Below are 13947 nucleotides of genomic sequence, written 5' to 3' on the forward strand. Positions count from 1 at the left end.
CGGAGGCCGCGAAGCCACCCGGCGGCGACGCGCGGACGCCGAAGCGGCTGCCTCCGGGTCGACCGGGCGGCGGTCCGGGGTGGATGAGCGCCGGGATGCCCGCCGAGAAGTCGATGAACTTCGGGCCGTCGGCCCGGCGGTTGCTCGGCCGGCTGCGCCCGCACCGGGTGCACCTGGCAGCGATCATCACCCTCGCCGTGGTGAGCGTCGGTTTCAGCGTGGCCGGGCCGAAGATCCTCGGTCACGCCACCGACCTGATCTTCAACGGTGTGATCGGTCGGCAGTTGGAGCCGGGCACCAGCACCGAGCAGGCCGTCGCGGCGGCCCGGGCCAGCGGCAACGAGGGCTTCGCCGACATGCTGGCCCGGATGGACGTGGTGCCCGGGGTGGGCATCGACTTCGGCGCCCTGAGCCGGGTGCTGCTGCTGGCGCTCGGCCTCTACCTGGCGGCGAGCCTGCTCTCCTGGTGGCAGGGGTGGCTGCTCAACGGGGTGGTCCAGCGCACCGTGCTGCGGCTGCGCGCCGAGGTGGAGGAGAAGCTCAACCGGCTGCCGTTGCCCTACTTCGACAGGCAACCCCGGGGCGAGCTGCTCAGTCGGGTCACCAACGACATCGACAACATCTCCACAAGCCTCCAGCAGACCCTCAGCCAACTGCTCACCTCGTTGCTGACCGTCGTCGGCGTGCTGGGCGTGATGTTCTGGATCTCGCCGCTGCTGGCCCTGGTGGCGCTGGTCGCGGTGCCGCTGTCGGTGCTGGTCACCCAGCGCATCGCGAAGCGTTCGCAGAAGCAGTTCGTCGCCCAGTGGACCCACACCGGTGCGTTGAACGGTCAGATCGAGGAGGCGTACACCGGCCACGAACTGGTGAAGGTCTTCGGTCGGCAGCGCGAGGTGGAGGCCGCGTTCCACGCGAAGAACGAGGAGTTGTTCCGCGCCAGCTTCGGCGCGCAGTTCATCTCCGGGATCATCATGCCGTCGATGATGTTCATCGGGAACCTCAGCTACGTGGCGATCGCCGTGGTGGGTGGCCTGCGGGTCGCGTCCGGCACGATGAGCCTCGGCGACGTGCAGGCGTTCATCCAGTACTCCCGCCAGTTCACCCAGCCGCTCACCCAACTCGCGTCGATGGCCAACCTCCTCCAGTCCGGGGTGGCGTCCGCCGAGCGGGTCTTCGCGGTGCTCGACGCCGACGAGCAGACCCCGGACCCGGTCGAGCCGACCCGGGTCGCCGACCCGCACGGCCGGGTCGAGTTCGAGCACGTCTCGTTCCGGTACGAGCCGGACAAGCCGTTGATCGACGACCTGTCGCTGGTCGCCGAGCCGGGGCACACCGTGGCGATCGTCGGCCCGACCGGCGCCGGCAAGACCACACTGGTGAACCTGATCATGCGGTTCTACGAGCTGGACGCCGGCCGGATCACCCTGGACGGGGTGGACGTCACCACGATGCGCCGCGACGACCTGCGCGGACGGATCGGCATGGTGCTGCAGGACACCTGGCTCTTCGGCGGCACCATCCGCGACAACATCGCCTACGGGCGGCCCGACGCGACCGAGGAGGAGATCCTCGCGGCGGCCCGGGCCACCTTCGTGGACCGGTTCGTGCGCAGCCTGCCCGACGGCTACGACACGGTCATCGACGAGGAGGGCAGCAACGTCAGCGCCGGCGAGAAGCAGCTCATCACCATCGCCCGGGCGTTCCTCGCCGAGCCGTCACTGCTCATCCTCGACGAGGCCACCAGCTCGGTGGACACCCGCACCGAGGTGCTGCTCCAACGGGCGATGGCCGCGCTGCGCTCCGACCGGACCAGCTTCGTCATCGCGCACCGGCTCTCCACCATCCGCGACGCCGACCTGATCCTGATGATGGAGAACGGCCGCATCGTCGAGCAGGGCACCCACGAGCAGTTGCTCGCCGCCCAGGGCGCGTACCACCGGCTCTACCGATCCCAGTTCACCGGTGCCGTGACCGACGAGGAACCGGCCGCGCAGCCGGCGTCGGTCTAGCGATGTCAGTCCGGGAGCAGGTCGGTCGCGCGGGCGGCGACCTGCGCGCCGATCAGGGCGAGTGCGGCGGCGGCGGGCATCGGGTCCAGAGCCCGGCCGCCGCGCAGGCGCAGCGCGAGACGGCCGTCGGCCGCCTCCCGGGCACCCATCACCCCGAGGTACGGGACGCGGCGGCGGGCCGCGTCCCGGATCCGGGCGCCCAGCGAGCCGGAGGCGTCGATCTCGACCCGCAGGCCCGCGTCGACGGCCTGCCGGGCCAGCTCCGCAGCCGCGTCGACCTGCGCGGCGTCGACCGGCAGCAGAAGCAACTGGACGGGCGCGTACCAGGCCGGGAAGGCACCCTCGTGCACCTCGACGAGGTACGCGAACAGCCGCTCCATGCTGCCGACCAGGCTGCGGTGCAGCATGACCGGTCGACGCCGACTGCCGTCGGAGTCGGTGTAGGACAGGTCGAAGCGCTCGGGTTTGTCGAAGTCGAGTTGGATGGTGGAGATGGTCGACTCCCGACCGGCCGCGTCGACGATCTGGATGTCGATCTTCGGCCCGTAGAACGCGGCCTCACCGGGCGCCTCGACGTACGCCATCCCGGCCAACGCACCGCGGAGCAGGTCCTCGGCGCGGGCCCACTGGGCGTCGTCGCCGACGTACTTCTCGCCCGGCCCGCGCAGCGACAGCCGGAACCCGGCCGGGCGTACGCCGAGCGCGGCGTGCGCCTCCCGGATCAGCCGGAGGATCTCGGCGACCTCGTCGCCGACCTGCTCGGGGGCGCAGAAGGTGTGCGCGTCGTTGAGCGAGATGGCGCGTACCCGGGACAGCCCGCCGAGCACCCCGGAGCGCTCCGGGCGGTACATGCCGCCGAGTTCCGCGATCCGCAGCGGCAGCTCCCGGTAGGAGCGGCCGCGGGCCCGGAAGACCAGCGCGTGGTGCGGGCAGAGCGCCGGACGGAGGACGAACTCGTCGTCGGCGCTCAGCCGCATCGGCGGGAACATGTCGTCGGCGAAGTAGCCGAGGTGGCCGGAGAGTTCGAAGAGTTCCCGCTTGCCCAGCGGCGGCGAGTAGACGTGCTGGTGGCCGGAGCGACGCTCCAACTCCCGGACGTACTCCTCGACGGCGTGCCGGGCGGCGGCACCGGCGGGCAGCCAGATCGGCAGGCCGGCGCCGGCCAGTGGATCGGAGACGAAGAGGTCCAGCTCGCGGCCGAGCCTACGGTGGTCGATCATGTCAAGCTCCTGGATCGGGTACGACCCGGAGGCGACCTGGGCACCGAACGCCGCACGGCCCTCGGGGGCGGATCGCCCCGGGGCCTGGTCGACGGTGGTTACATCAGAGCGGCGCGCCGGGGACACCCGGCGTCGTGGTCACCACTACCGCACTGCGCATACCGCGACGCTACCCGTCGCGCGAGCGCTGACGCACCTGGATTACGACCGTCGGAGCGTGGACGGGGGCGGGCCGCCGGCGCGGGACCCGCCGGCGGCCCTGGCGGCCGGAATCGTCGGGAACGGGGGACCCGACGGGCGTGGCCGCGCGGACAACGGTACGCCGACGTACGCCGATCCGCCGACCGCTCCGGCGGCCGTGGGACGGTAGTGGAACCGTCACCCGGGATCGTTCTGCCTCGTTGTACTCCGGGCGGCCTCGCCGTGTCGGCGGTCACGACCGGCCGGGGTTGTCCACGGTGACGCCGGACACGCCGTCAGGCTCAAGTCACCCAATCGGCCGCATCCGGCGAGGTGGCAGGCGTGCCCGAACTACTGACTGACGTCGCGTCTCCGACGTGGGCGTACCTCGTGCTGGTCGCCCTGCTGATCGCGGACGCCTTCGTCCCGGTGATCCCCACCCAGATCGTCATGATCACCAGTGGTGCGCTCACCGTCTACGGCGGGCTCAGCCTGCCGGTCACCATCGCCGTCGGCGCGCTCGGCGTGTTCGCCGGTGACCTGGCCTGCTATCTGCTCGGGCGGAGCGCACCGGACCGGCGGCCACCCCGGCACGCCGAGCTGAGCCGGGCCCGCCGGGTCGCCAGCCGGGTCACCCAGGGGCTCCGACAACCCGGGCCGATGGTCATCCTGCTCTGCCGGTTCGTGCCCGGCGGGCGCATGGCAGCCTGCTTCTCGGCCGGTCGCAGCCGCTACCCGTACCGGCTGTTCATGCTCTACGAGGCGGTCGCCGCGCTCGGTTGGGCCACGTACGGCGCACTGGTCGGGCATCTCGGCGGCACCGCGCTCACCGAGTCGGCGTGGCGCCTGGCCATCATCGCCACCGCCGCAGCCGTCGGCTTCGCCGCAGCCGGATGGGCGATGACACTGGTCAGCGCCCGCCACGCCCGCACCGCCGGAGCCGACCTACCGATCGACTGACTAGGGGTGTTCCCGGGGTCGTAATTCGGTGGGCGTCCCGGATTCGGCTCGGGTGCCTCCGGCGACAGGCTGAGGCATGCCTGGAACCCGGAGCACCGGTTTGCTGGCCCTCGGTGGGATCGCCGTGGCGGCGCTGCTCACCGTGATCGGCCACCTGGAAGTCAACGACGACCTCAGCCCGTGGGCGTTGACCATCAGCGACTTCGCGGTCTCCGATCGCGGCGGGGTCATCGACGGCGCCATGGTGGTGCTCGCGCTCGCCACCGTGGCGCTGCTGTACGGGCTGCGCCGCACCGGCCCGGCACAGCCCGGTCGCCCGGTCGATCTGCTGCTCGGCGCGTGGGTGTCCGGGCTGCTGCTGGCCGCGCTGGTGCCGACGAACGAGCCCGGCACCGCCATGACCACGGCGGCGTACGTGCACCGGTACGCCTCGGTGGTCGCCTTTCTCGCCCTTCCGGCGGCCGGTTGGCTGCTGGCCCGTCGGCCCGACCTGGCCCCCGCCGCCCGGACGCTACGCACCCTCGTCCTGCTGAGCCTGGCCCTGGCGGCGGCGATGATCTGGTCCGCCTACCCCGGTGACCGTCTGCTGATCGGCCTGGCCGAACGCCTCCTCATCCTCACCGAGGTTGGGGTCCTGGCCACCGTCGCGCTCCTCCAGGTCCGGCCTGTCACTCCAGCTCGTGCAGCATGAGCTGGCGGGCCGCTTCGGTGATCGAGCCGGACAGGCTCGGGTAGATGGTGATGGTCTGGGCCAACTCGTTGACCGTCAGGTTGTTCTCCACCGCCATGGTGATCGGCAGGACCAGCTCGCTGGCCTTCGGGGCGACCACCACACCGCCGATCACCTGACCGCTGGCCGGGCGGCAGAAGAGCTTCACGAAGCCGTCCGCGAGGTCGTCCATCTTCGCCCGGGCGTTGCCGGACAGCGGCAACATCACCTGCCGGGCCGGCACCTTGCCCGCGTCCACCTCGTCCTGCGAGACGCCCACGGTGGCCAGCTCGGGATCGGTGAAGACGTTCGCCGCGACGGTACGCAACCGCAGCGGACGAACCGCCTCGCCGAGGGCGTGCCACATGGCGATCCGGCCCTGCATGGCGGCGACACTGGCCAGCAGCAGCACGCCCGTGCAGTCGCCGGCGGCGTAGATGCCGGGCACGTTGGTCCGGGACGCCCGGTCGACGGTGATGTAGCCGCCCCGGCCCAGCTCCACCCCGTATTCCACCAGGCCCAGGTCGGCGGTGTTCGGGATCGAGCCGACCGTGATCAACGCGTGTGAGCCGGTCACCTTCCGGCCGTCGGACAGCTCCACCTCGACGCCGTCGGCGGTACGCCGGACCGCGTCGGCCCGGGAGTTGTTGAGGATCTCCATGCCCCGGTTGCGGAACACCCGCTCGATGGCGGACGCGGCGTCGGCATCCTCGTGCGGCATCACCCGGTCCCGGCTGGAGACCAGGGTGACCTGCACCCCCATCGCCAGGTACGCGCTGGCGAACTCCGCGCCGGTCACACCCGAGCCGACCACGATCAGGTGCTCGGGCAGCTCCGGCAGGTCGTACACCTGACGCCAGGTCAGGATGCGCTCACCGTCCGGTACGGCGGTGGGCAACTGGCGGGGTGTCGAACCGGTCGCGACCAGCACGGTCGAGGCGTCGATGAAGTACTGCTCGCCCCCGTCGGCGGGGGTGACGACGACCCGGTGGGTGTGCCCGAGGGAGTCCTCACCGAGCCGGGCGGTGCCGGCCACGAAGGTGACACCGGCCTTGAGCAACTTGGCGTGGATGTCGGCGGACTGCGCCAACGCCAACCGCTTCACCCGCTCGTGCACCGCCTGGGCGTCGACGGTGACCGCCTCCAGGCCGTCCGAGTGCACCCCGAACTCCTCGGTGTCGCGGTAACCGGTCACCACCCCCGAGCTGGCGATGAAGGTCTTCGACGGCACGCAGTCGGAGAGCACACAGGCCCCACCCGCACCGTCCGCCTCCACCACTGTGACATCGGCGTCCAGCTGGGCGGCGACCAGAGCCGCCTCGTACCCGGCCGGCCCTCCACCGATGATCACGATCCGGCTCACAGCGTTCGCCCTTCGTCCATGCTCACAGTGACTTTCTTCTCCCGAGCGCGTTCGACACGCACAGTCGTATTCTCCCCCACCCGTCCGCCGGGCTATCGTCATCGCCGTGCGTCATCACGCCGCCTACGGCTCAAATCTCGACCCCGCCCGAATGCGCGCCTACTGTCCGCATTCGCCGATGGTGGGCACCGGCTGGCTGGAAGGCTGGCGGCTGACCTTCGCCGGGGCGGACGTGATCGGCTGGGAGGGCGCGGTGAGCACCCTCGTCGAGTCTCCCGGCGACCGGGTCTTCGTGGCGCTCTACGACATCCACCCGTACGACGCCGAGCAGCTCGACGAGCTGGAGGGCGTCGCCGCCGGCACGTACCGCAAGCTGCACGTCCGGGTCTCCACCCTCGACGGTGACGTGACCGCGTGGATCTACGTCTTCAACGGGTACGAGGGTGGCCTGCCGACGTCGTGGTATCTCTCCGAGATCGCGAACGCCGCCGAGAAGGCGGGCGCCCCGGACGACTACGTCACCGAGCTGCGGTCCCGCCCCACCGGCACCGCGTCGGCGTAGCAGCGCGTATCGCACGCCTCCAGTCTGCTCCCGCTGTCGACCGGGTCGCCCGTCGGGCCCGGCCGGGGTCGTCAATCACACACCGGCGGCCGGGACGGACCGCTCGTACATGTCGGTCCACCGGGTCGTGCGGAGGCCGACCGACTCGTACAGCGACAGCGGCGCGGTCGGGTTGCCGAGGTCGACGCCCAGACCGGCCGACCGCCGGCCCTTCTCGGCGTAGCGCGCGAAGGCGCGGCGCAGCAGCGCCGCACCGACACCCCTCCGGCGGTACGCGGACCCCACCGCCAGGTTCTTCACGAAGCCTTCCTGCTGGTCGAGCGCCTGGTCCGAGGACTGCAACACGCCGGCCGGCACCCCGTCCACCTCGGCGACGAACCACTCGTCCCAGGCGGTGAGATCGCCGATCCGAGCCCGCCACCGCTCGTACGACAGTGGCTCGTGATCGGGGGTGTCGGCGAAGGAGGCGTCGTAGATCCGGTGGAACTCCCGAAGGTCGGCCTCGTCGTCGGGGCGTACCTGTCGCACCGTCACACCAAGTGGCGGTGCGGGTTCGTCGGGCAGGTCGGTCAGCGGGCGGCTCATCCGGACGTACCGCTTGGCGAGGGTGAACCCGGCCTCGGTCAGGTCTCGTTCCCAGGCGCGTTCGGGCGCGAAGACCGCGCAGCGGACGGTGAGCGCCGGCAGCCCGCGCTCGGCGGCACGCTCGGCGACCCGGTCGAGCTGCCGGCCCAGCAGGGCCGCCCGAACTGTCGACGCGCGTACGGGGTCGACGTAGACCTCCACGAACTCCCGGCCCACGCCGGTCGGGTTGTCCACCGTCGCCCAGCCGACCACCGTGCCGTCCGGGTCGACCGCCAGCCAGGAGTCCCGGGTGGGGTCGAAGTGTGGGGCGGTCAGCGACTCCGCCACGTCCTCGGCGTCGAAGTCGGGATGGCCGATGGCGAAGGTGTCGGCGGCGTGCACCACCGCGAGGATCGCCGGCACGTCGGCGAGGGTGGGCCGACGCGTTGTCCAACCTGCGGGAAGGGTCACGGCAGAGCATCCTGACAGCGGACAGCCGACGGCGCCGCTCATTTTCCGCGGGTCGAGGGGTGGGAATCCTGCCGCGACCGCAGCGGCGGGTGGGTCGGTGCCGGCAGGCGCGGGACCGCGAGTCAGTTCTGGCCGGGGCTCGCCACGGGCAGCCCCACTTCCTTGGCGCAGTCGAGCAGTCGCCGGTCGTAGGAGACGAAGGCGACGAGTTCGGTTCCGGACTCGTTGGTCAGGACCTGGGCGGTGGCCAGGTGGATGGCGTCGAGACTGCGCAGCATCGGTTCGGCGAACGCGGCGGCGGTCGCGCGGATCGTACTGTCGATCTCCAGCCGGAAAAGCCGCCCGACGGCCGCAGGCACTCCGATCAACGCCTGCGGAGCTGATCGGCGCAGCGCTCTGGGCACTTCCACTTCGACGAGGGCAGAGGACACCAAAGCCGCGTCGGGATGGGCGTTGAGCCAGGAGACGAGCTCAGCACTGCACGCCTCCTGCCGAACCAGCTTCACGACCGCGGCGGAATCGAGGTAGATCACCAGCGCTCCTCGTCACGCATCGCGGTGAGCGTGGCGGCCACGTCGACGTCCTCGTCACCGAGCTTCGGCGGAAGTGGCACGGGACCGGTGCCGTTCGGGGGGACCGCTCGCCCCGCAGCTACCAGCTTGGCCAGCATCGACCTGTCATCTCCGACCGGAACCAGGCGGGCGATCGGGTGGCCGCGGTCGGTGATCTCAACGGTCTCGCCGCCGCGCACCCGCGCCAACACCTGGCTCGTGTTCTGGTTCAGCTCCCGGACACCGATGCGCTCCATGGACGAAGTGTAGAACAATATGTTCTACGTACCCAGGTGTTCGGCCTGCCCAACGAGGTCGGCCCGGGTGCGGTGCAGCAATTCCACCAACTCGGCGCAGTCGGCCGGGCCGAGGGCGGTGAACGCCGGCGCGGCCAGCCGGTTGGTCACGGCCTCGGCCCAGAGTCGCCGACGCACCAGCGGCCCGATCGGCGGGTACGGCGGCGGCCAGCCACAGGCCACCGCCCCGGCCTCCCCCTCCGGCCCGGCCAGCACCGCCTCCAGCGGGGTCATCCCGGCGGCACGTACCGCCAACAGGTACGCGCCGGTGAAGTGTTCGCGGAGCAACCGCAGGCCGGCGGCAGTCCGGGCCCCCGCGCTGAAATCCGGCAGCGGCATGGCCCGCCAGGCGGCGAAGAGCGGCATGCCGCTGGCGTCCGCGGCGACCACCGCCCGCTCGACGAGCGCCGCCAGGCGCTCGGTGCCGGGCAGGGCGCCGAGTCGCTGCGCGCCCCATCGACAGCACTCGGCGAGACTCGCGGCGGCCACCTCGATCGGCGGGACGACCCGGCCTGCGGCGTCCCAACCGTCGGCGACGGCGTCCGGGGCGAGGAAACCGAGGGCGGCTGCGACGGTCTCCGCCCGCACGTGACCGAGGGCGCCGGCCCGGCCGCCGATGTAGAACGCCCAGCCGGAGATGCCGAGCAACCGGGCCCGGCGCAGCGTGGTCGGGTCCCGGCTGAACGCGTCCCCCAGGTCGAGCACGAGGGGTTTGCTGGCGGCGGCGGCCTGCTCCGGTGTCATCCGAGCGCCGCCCATCCGGATCGCCCTCGGGTCACGGGCGTCCTCGGACAACCCGACCCGGCACCCACGACGACGGCTCCCCGCATCGGGGTCACCCGCCGTGGACGCTCCGCGTACTCGTCGTCGTCCATCGATCCTCAGTCTGCCGCGCCGGCACCCGCGTCCGCATCCCCCTCTTCGGCCGCCAACGCCTCGATCGCCGCCTCCACCTCGCCCGCGCGCCGCCGCGCCGAGGTGACCGTGCGCTCCGCGGCGCGCCGGGCGAGCTTGGCCCGGCTGAGATCCTGCTCGGCCACCGCCCGCCGCCGCTCCAACTCGGCCAGCTCGGCCCCGATCCCGTCGAGTACGGCCACGCCGTCCCGCTCCTGGGCGGTCGCCTCGGTCAGTTCCGCCTCGACGCGTTCCTGGTCGGCCCGGGCCGCCGCCAGTTCCCGGTCCAGGGCGCGGCGTTGCCGGGCCCGCTCGGCGCGGGCCGCCCGCTGCGCAGCCCGCTCCGCCTGCTCGGCGCGCTCCGCTGCCCGGTCCTTGCGGGAGGTCGCCTGGTCGGTGCGGGAGGTCACCTGGTCCGGGCGGGGAGCTGCCCCGGCGCGTTCCCGCTGGGCACCGGGTCGGCGGGCCGGGCGTTCCTCCTCCGGCTCCTCGTCGTCGGTGACCAGCCGCAGTTGTGGCCGGGGCACCTCACCGAAACCGGCGTAGCTGGCCGCCCGGAGCAGCCGGCCCGCCCGGACCTGCTCGGCGACCTCGGCGTCGGAGAACGCGGCGTTGAGGGTCGCCTCCACCTCGGCCAGCGGCAGCCGACCCGCCGGTGGCGCGTCCGGCTCCGCCGCGGCGAGCTTGCGGACCTCGACGACCAGGGCACCCACCACCGCCCGGCGCTGCGCGGACAGCTCCCGCAGCCGGGGTCCGCGCAGCTCCCGTTGGGCGGTGCGCAGCGCGTCCGCGAGGTGCACCAGGTCGGCGACCAGCTCGGGGCGTCTGATGGCGAGCAGGTTCACCAGCCAGGCGGCCACCGTCGGGCGACGTAGCCGGGCCAACTGTCGGGCGGTGCTCGCGTCCCCGGCCCGGCGGGCCTCGGCCACGGCGGCGTCCCGGGCGGCCACGAACCGGTCCGGTGGGGTGCGGTAGAGCTGCTGCACCAGCTCCGTCGAGGGGCCGGGCATCGGGTCAGACGTCCACCCGGCTGCCGGGCTCCAGCCGCTGGTAGTCGGTGCCGGACAGCGCCGCGTACTGCCTGTCGAGCACACCCAGCCCGTTGTCGTTGAGCAGGGCGTCGTGCAGGGCGTACGCGCGTCGCGGCGCGACCGCCCGGATGAAGTCGAGCACCTCGGAGAACTTCGACCAGGGCGCATGGATCGGCGCGAAGAGCGTGTCGACTGGTGTCTCGTCGGGCACCACCAGGGAGTCCCCCGGGTGGTAGACGACGTCGTTGATCAGGTAGCCGAGATTGTCGATCACCGGGATGTCCGGGTGGATCACCGCGTGCCGCCCCCCGTACGCGCGCACGGCGACCCCGGCGGCGGTGAACGACTGACCGGCGGTGACCGGGCGCAGGGCTTCGGCCGCGTCGCCCAGGGCCTCGGCGAGCGAGGCGGGACCGTGGATCGGGAACGGCCGCCGGTCGAGCTGGAGGCGGAGCGCCGCCAGGTCGAGATGGTCCGGGTGCTCGTGGGTGATCAGCACCGCGTCCGCACCGTCCAGCGCCACCGTCGGGTCGCTGAACACCCCCGGGTCGACGACGAGCACCCCGCCGTCGTGCTCCACCCGAAGGCAGGAGTGGGCGTACTTGGTGAGCCGCATCGTGACTCCTCGATTATCGAATCGTGACGTCCTCAGCGCAGTCTGCCGGAACCAGCCGGTGCGTGCGCCGCGTCCGAGCTATCGCCACACCGGACGATGACGATGGGAGCGGGGATGGATGAATGGACGGTACGACGGCGCGGGACACCGCTGGCGGTAGCGGCACTGGCGGCCGCACTGGTGTTGACGGGCTGCAGCGCCGGCGACAGCGGGGCGGAGGACACCGCGGGCTCGGCGGCCGAGGCACCGGCGGCGGCCAACGGCGGCGAGGCGGCTCGGGACGCCGCCAAGGGTGGGGAGCAGCAGGCGGCCGGTGCCGGCGCCCCGGACCTGCGGGTCGACCAGCGGGCGATCATCTACACCGGAACGATGCGCGTGCAGGTGGACGATGTGGACGCGAAGGCCCGTGAGGTCGTCGCCGTGGCCACCCGGGCCGGTGGCTTCGTCGGCGGTGACCAACGCCGCAGTGCCGACCAGGACGCGGTGGCGGAGTTGCAGTTGCGGGTGCCGGCACCGAAGTTCACCGAGGTGGTGGAGGAGATCTCGAAGCTCGGCCAGCAACAGAGCCGGGAGATCGACACCCAGGACGTCACCGAGGAGACCGTCGACCTGGACGCCCGGATCACGAGTCAGCGGGCCCGGGTGGACAGCGCCCGCCGGCTGCTCTCCCGGGCCAGCTCGATCACCGACCTGGTGACGTTGGAGAACGAGTTGGGTCGCCGGGAGGCCGACCTGGCGTCGTTGGAGGCGAAGAAGCGGCGACTGGCCGACCTGACCGCTCTCTCCACGATCACCGTGTCACTGGCCGGGCCGGCGGCGAAGAAGGCCGCCCAGGAGGAGGCCGAGACCGGTTTCCTGGTCGGGCTCAAGGGCGGCTGGAAGGCCTTCGTCGCCTCGTTGACCGTCCTGCTCACCGTGTTGGGGGCGCTGCTGCCCTGGCTGGTGGCGTTCGGCGTGCCGGTGGCGGTGCTGCTGCTGGTGCTGCGTCGGCGGAAGAAGACCGCGGGCCCGGCCGCACCGGTCAGCGCGCCGCCGCCAGTGCCCGCAGCGCGGTCTGCACCATGACGCGTACGCCGGCCGGGATGGCCCGCTCGTCCACGTCGAAGCTGGCGCGGTGCAGGTCGACGTTGGGCCCGGAGCGACCCACGCCGAGCCGGGCGAGGGCGCCGGGGACGTACTCCAGATACCAGGAGAAGTCCTCGCCACCCATGCTCTGCGGGGTCTCGGCGATCCCCTCCGGGCCGAGCGCGGCGGCGGTGGCGGCGGTCAGCACCTGGATGGCCCGGGAGTCGTTGCACACCGGCGGTCGGCCACGCAGGTATTCCAGGTCGACAGTCGCGCCGGTCGGGGCGATCACGTCCCGGACCACCTGAGCGACGATCTTGGGAGCCTGCTCCCAGGTGTCGCGGTCCATCACCCGCAGGGTGCCGGAGGCACTCGCCTCGGACGGGATGACGTTGTACCGGGTGCCGGCCGAGGCGTGGCCGAAGACCAGCAGCAGCCCGCTGTTGGCCGGCACCCGGCGGCTGACCAGCGCGGGCACCTCGGTGATCAACCGGCCGAGCGCGTCGACCAGGTCGACGGTCAGGTGCGGCCGGGCGGTGTGGCCGCCCGGACCGGAGAGCCGGACGGTGACGTTGTCGGCGGCGGCGGTGATCGGGCCGACCCGCAGGCCGACCTGTCCCACCGGCAGGTTCGGGTCGCAGTGCAACGCGAAGATCTGCACCACGTCGTCCAGGCCACCGGCCTCGATGACCTCCAGCGAGCCGCAGGGCAGGATCTCCTCGGCCGGCTGGAAGATGAGCCGGACCCGCCCGTCCAGCTCGCCGAGGTCGGCGAGCTGGGCCAGCAGCATGCCGACGCCGAGCAGGATCGAGGTGTGCACGTCGTGGCCGCAGGCGTGGCAGACGCCCTCCACGGTCGACCGGTAGGACACGTCCTTCGGGTCGTCGAGGGGCAGGGCGTCGATGTCGGCGCGCAGCGCGACGACCGGGCCGTCCGGCCTGCCGTTGACGTCGCAGATCACACCGTTGCCCTTGGGCAGCAGGCGCGGGGTCAGCCCCGCCAGCGACAGCTCCCTGGCGATCAGCGCGGCCGTCTCGAACTCGTTGCCGGACAGCTCGGGATGCGAGTGGAGGTGACGGCGCGTAGCGATCAGCCCCGGTACCCGGAGCGCGAGGAGGTGGTCCAGGTCGCGGGGCAGGGGCTGGGACCCGGGCGGCGTCTCCAGCCAGGACGACGCAAGCTGGCCATCCGTGGGCAGCGTCAACGCACTCGTCACGTCGAATTCTCGATCACTAGGAATGGATGGATCATCGGGGACAGCAGACAGCCTAGACCTCCGGCGGTGACGCTGCGCAACCTCGTTACGGTAATGATCGGTGCGCGTAGCGTCACGTATGCCCTGCTGAGGACGCTCGGAGATGTGCGGGACAGCAGGTAGATCGTGCTCGAACGCCGCCATCCGCCCCTCACCTCCTACAACGCGTAACCAGTCGTGGCGGTCACGAATCCGGCGACA

Annotated in this window: 14 protein-coding genes; 5 read left to right on the top strand and 9 right to left on the bottom strand. The window is 72.1% G+C overall.

What is annotated here, in order from left to right; translation table 11 throughout:
• Positions 1–95: 95 nt before the first annotated feature.
• The gene (locus O7617_RS08275) at positions 96–2009 is read left to right on the top strand and encodes an ABC transporter ATP-binding protein (protein WP_282264675.1); all 1914 of its coding nucleotides are present in this window, start codon (positions 96–98) and stop codon (positions 2007–2009) included.
• A gap of 5 nt (positions 2010–2014) precedes the next feature.
• Here O7617_RS08275 and thrS read toward each other — a convergent pair whose 3' ends face one another.
• Positions 2015–3229, bottom strand: coding sequence for a threonine--tRNA ligase (gene thrS / locus O7617_RS08280; protein WP_282262618.1), 1215 nt, complete (start codon positions 3227–3229; stop codon positions 2015–2017).
• 522 nt (positions 3230–3751) lie between these two features.
• Here thrS and O7617_RS08285 point away from each other — a divergent pair.
• A complete protein-coding gene (locus O7617_RS08285; protein WP_282262619.1) occupies positions 3752–4369 on the top strand; it encodes a DedA family protein in 618 nt (205 codons plus the stop codon).
• A 76-nt stretch (positions 4370–4445) separates the two neighbouring features.
• Entirely contained in the window at positions 4446–5060 is a 615-nt protein-coding gene (locus tag O7617_RS08290) for a DUF998 domain-containing protein (protein ID WP_282262620.1), read from the top strand.
• On the opposite strand, the gene O7617_RS08295 is transcribed toward O7617_RS08290, so the two are convergent.
• Entirely contained in the window at positions 5038–6441 is a 1404-nt protein-coding gene (locus tag O7617_RS08295; protein ID WP_282262622.1) for an NAD(P)H-quinone dehydrogenase, read from the bottom strand. The genes O7617_RS08290 and O7617_RS08295 overlap by 23 nt on opposite strands.
• Before the next feature lie 106 nt (positions 6442–6547).
• On the opposite strand from O7617_RS08295, the gene O7617_RS08300 reads away from it, so the two are divergent.
• Positions 6548–7003 carry a gamma-glutamylcyclotransferase gene (locus O7617_RS08300; protein WP_088986378.1) on the top strand — a complete coding sequence of 152 codons (456 nt, stop codon included), beginning with the start codon at positions 6548–6550 and terminating at the stop codon, positions 7001–7003.
• Positions 7004–7078: 75 nt separating this feature from the next.
• Here the strand turns inward: O7617_RS08300 and O7617_RS08305 are convergent, their stop codons facing one another.
• From O7617_RS08305 to O7617_RS08330, 6 genes are all read right to left on the bottom strand, one after another.
• Positions 7079–8038 (bottom strand): GNAT family N-acetyltransferase, encoded by a 960-nt coding sequence (locus tag O7617_RS08305; protein ID WP_282262625.1) that lies wholly within the window; start codon positions 8036–8038, stop codon positions 7079–7081.
• 122 nt (positions 8039–8160) lie between these two features.
• The gene (locus O7617_RS08310) at positions 8161–8571 is read right to left on the bottom strand and encodes a type II toxin-antitoxin system VapC family toxin (RefSeq protein ID WP_282262626.1); all 411 of its coding nucleotides are present in this window, start codon (positions 8569–8571) and stop codon (positions 8161–8163) included.
• The gene (locus O7617_RS08315) at positions 8568–8846 is read right to left on the bottom strand and encodes a type II toxin-antitoxin system prevent-host-death family antitoxin (RefSeq protein ID WP_282262628.1); all 279 of its coding nucleotides are present in this window, start codon (positions 8844–8846) and stop codon (positions 8568–8570) included. The genes O7617_RS08310 and O7617_RS08315 overlap by 4 nt, the downstream gene beginning before the upstream one ends.
• 24 nt (positions 8847–8870) lie before the next feature.
• The gene (locus O7617_RS08320) at positions 8871–9629 is read right to left on the bottom strand and encodes a hypothetical protein (RefSeq protein WP_282262630.1); all 759 of its coding nucleotides are present in this window, start codon (positions 9627–9629) and stop codon (positions 8871–8873) included.
• Between the two features lie 137 nt (positions 9630–9766).
• On the bottom strand, positions 9767–10789 hold the full coding sequence (locus O7617_RS08325) for a hypothetical protein (protein ID WP_282262631.1): 1023 nt from the start codon (positions 10787–10789) through the stop codon (positions 9767–9769).
• 4 nt (positions 10790–10793) lie between these two features.
• Complete coding sequence (locus O7617_RS08330) at positions 10794–11426, bottom strand: MBL fold metallo-hydrolase (protein WP_282262632.1); 633 nt, start codon at positions 11424–11426, stop codon at positions 10794–10796.
• 114 nt (positions 11427–11540) lie between these two features.
• Between O7617_RS08330 and O7617_RS08335 the strand changes: the two genes are divergently transcribed.
• Complete coding sequence (locus O7617_RS08335; protein ID WP_282262633.1) at positions 11541–12491, top strand: DUF4349 domain-containing protein; 951 nt, start codon at positions 11541–11543, stop codon at positions 12489–12491.
• Here O7617_RS08335 and O7617_RS08340 read toward each other — a convergent pair.
• Positions 12448–13707, bottom strand: a complete 1260-nt coding sequence (locus tag O7617_RS08340; RefSeq protein WP_282262634.1) for an amidohydrolase — start codon at positions 13705–13707, stop codon at positions 12448–12450. The genes O7617_RS08335 and O7617_RS08340 overlap by 44 nt on opposite strands.
• Positions 13708–13947 lie beyond the last annotated feature (240 nt).

It is taken from the genome of Micromonospora sp. WMMD1155, assembly GCF_029581275.1.
Lineage (GTDB): Bacteria > Actinomycetota > Actinomycetes > Mycobacteriales > Micromonosporaceae > Micromonospora.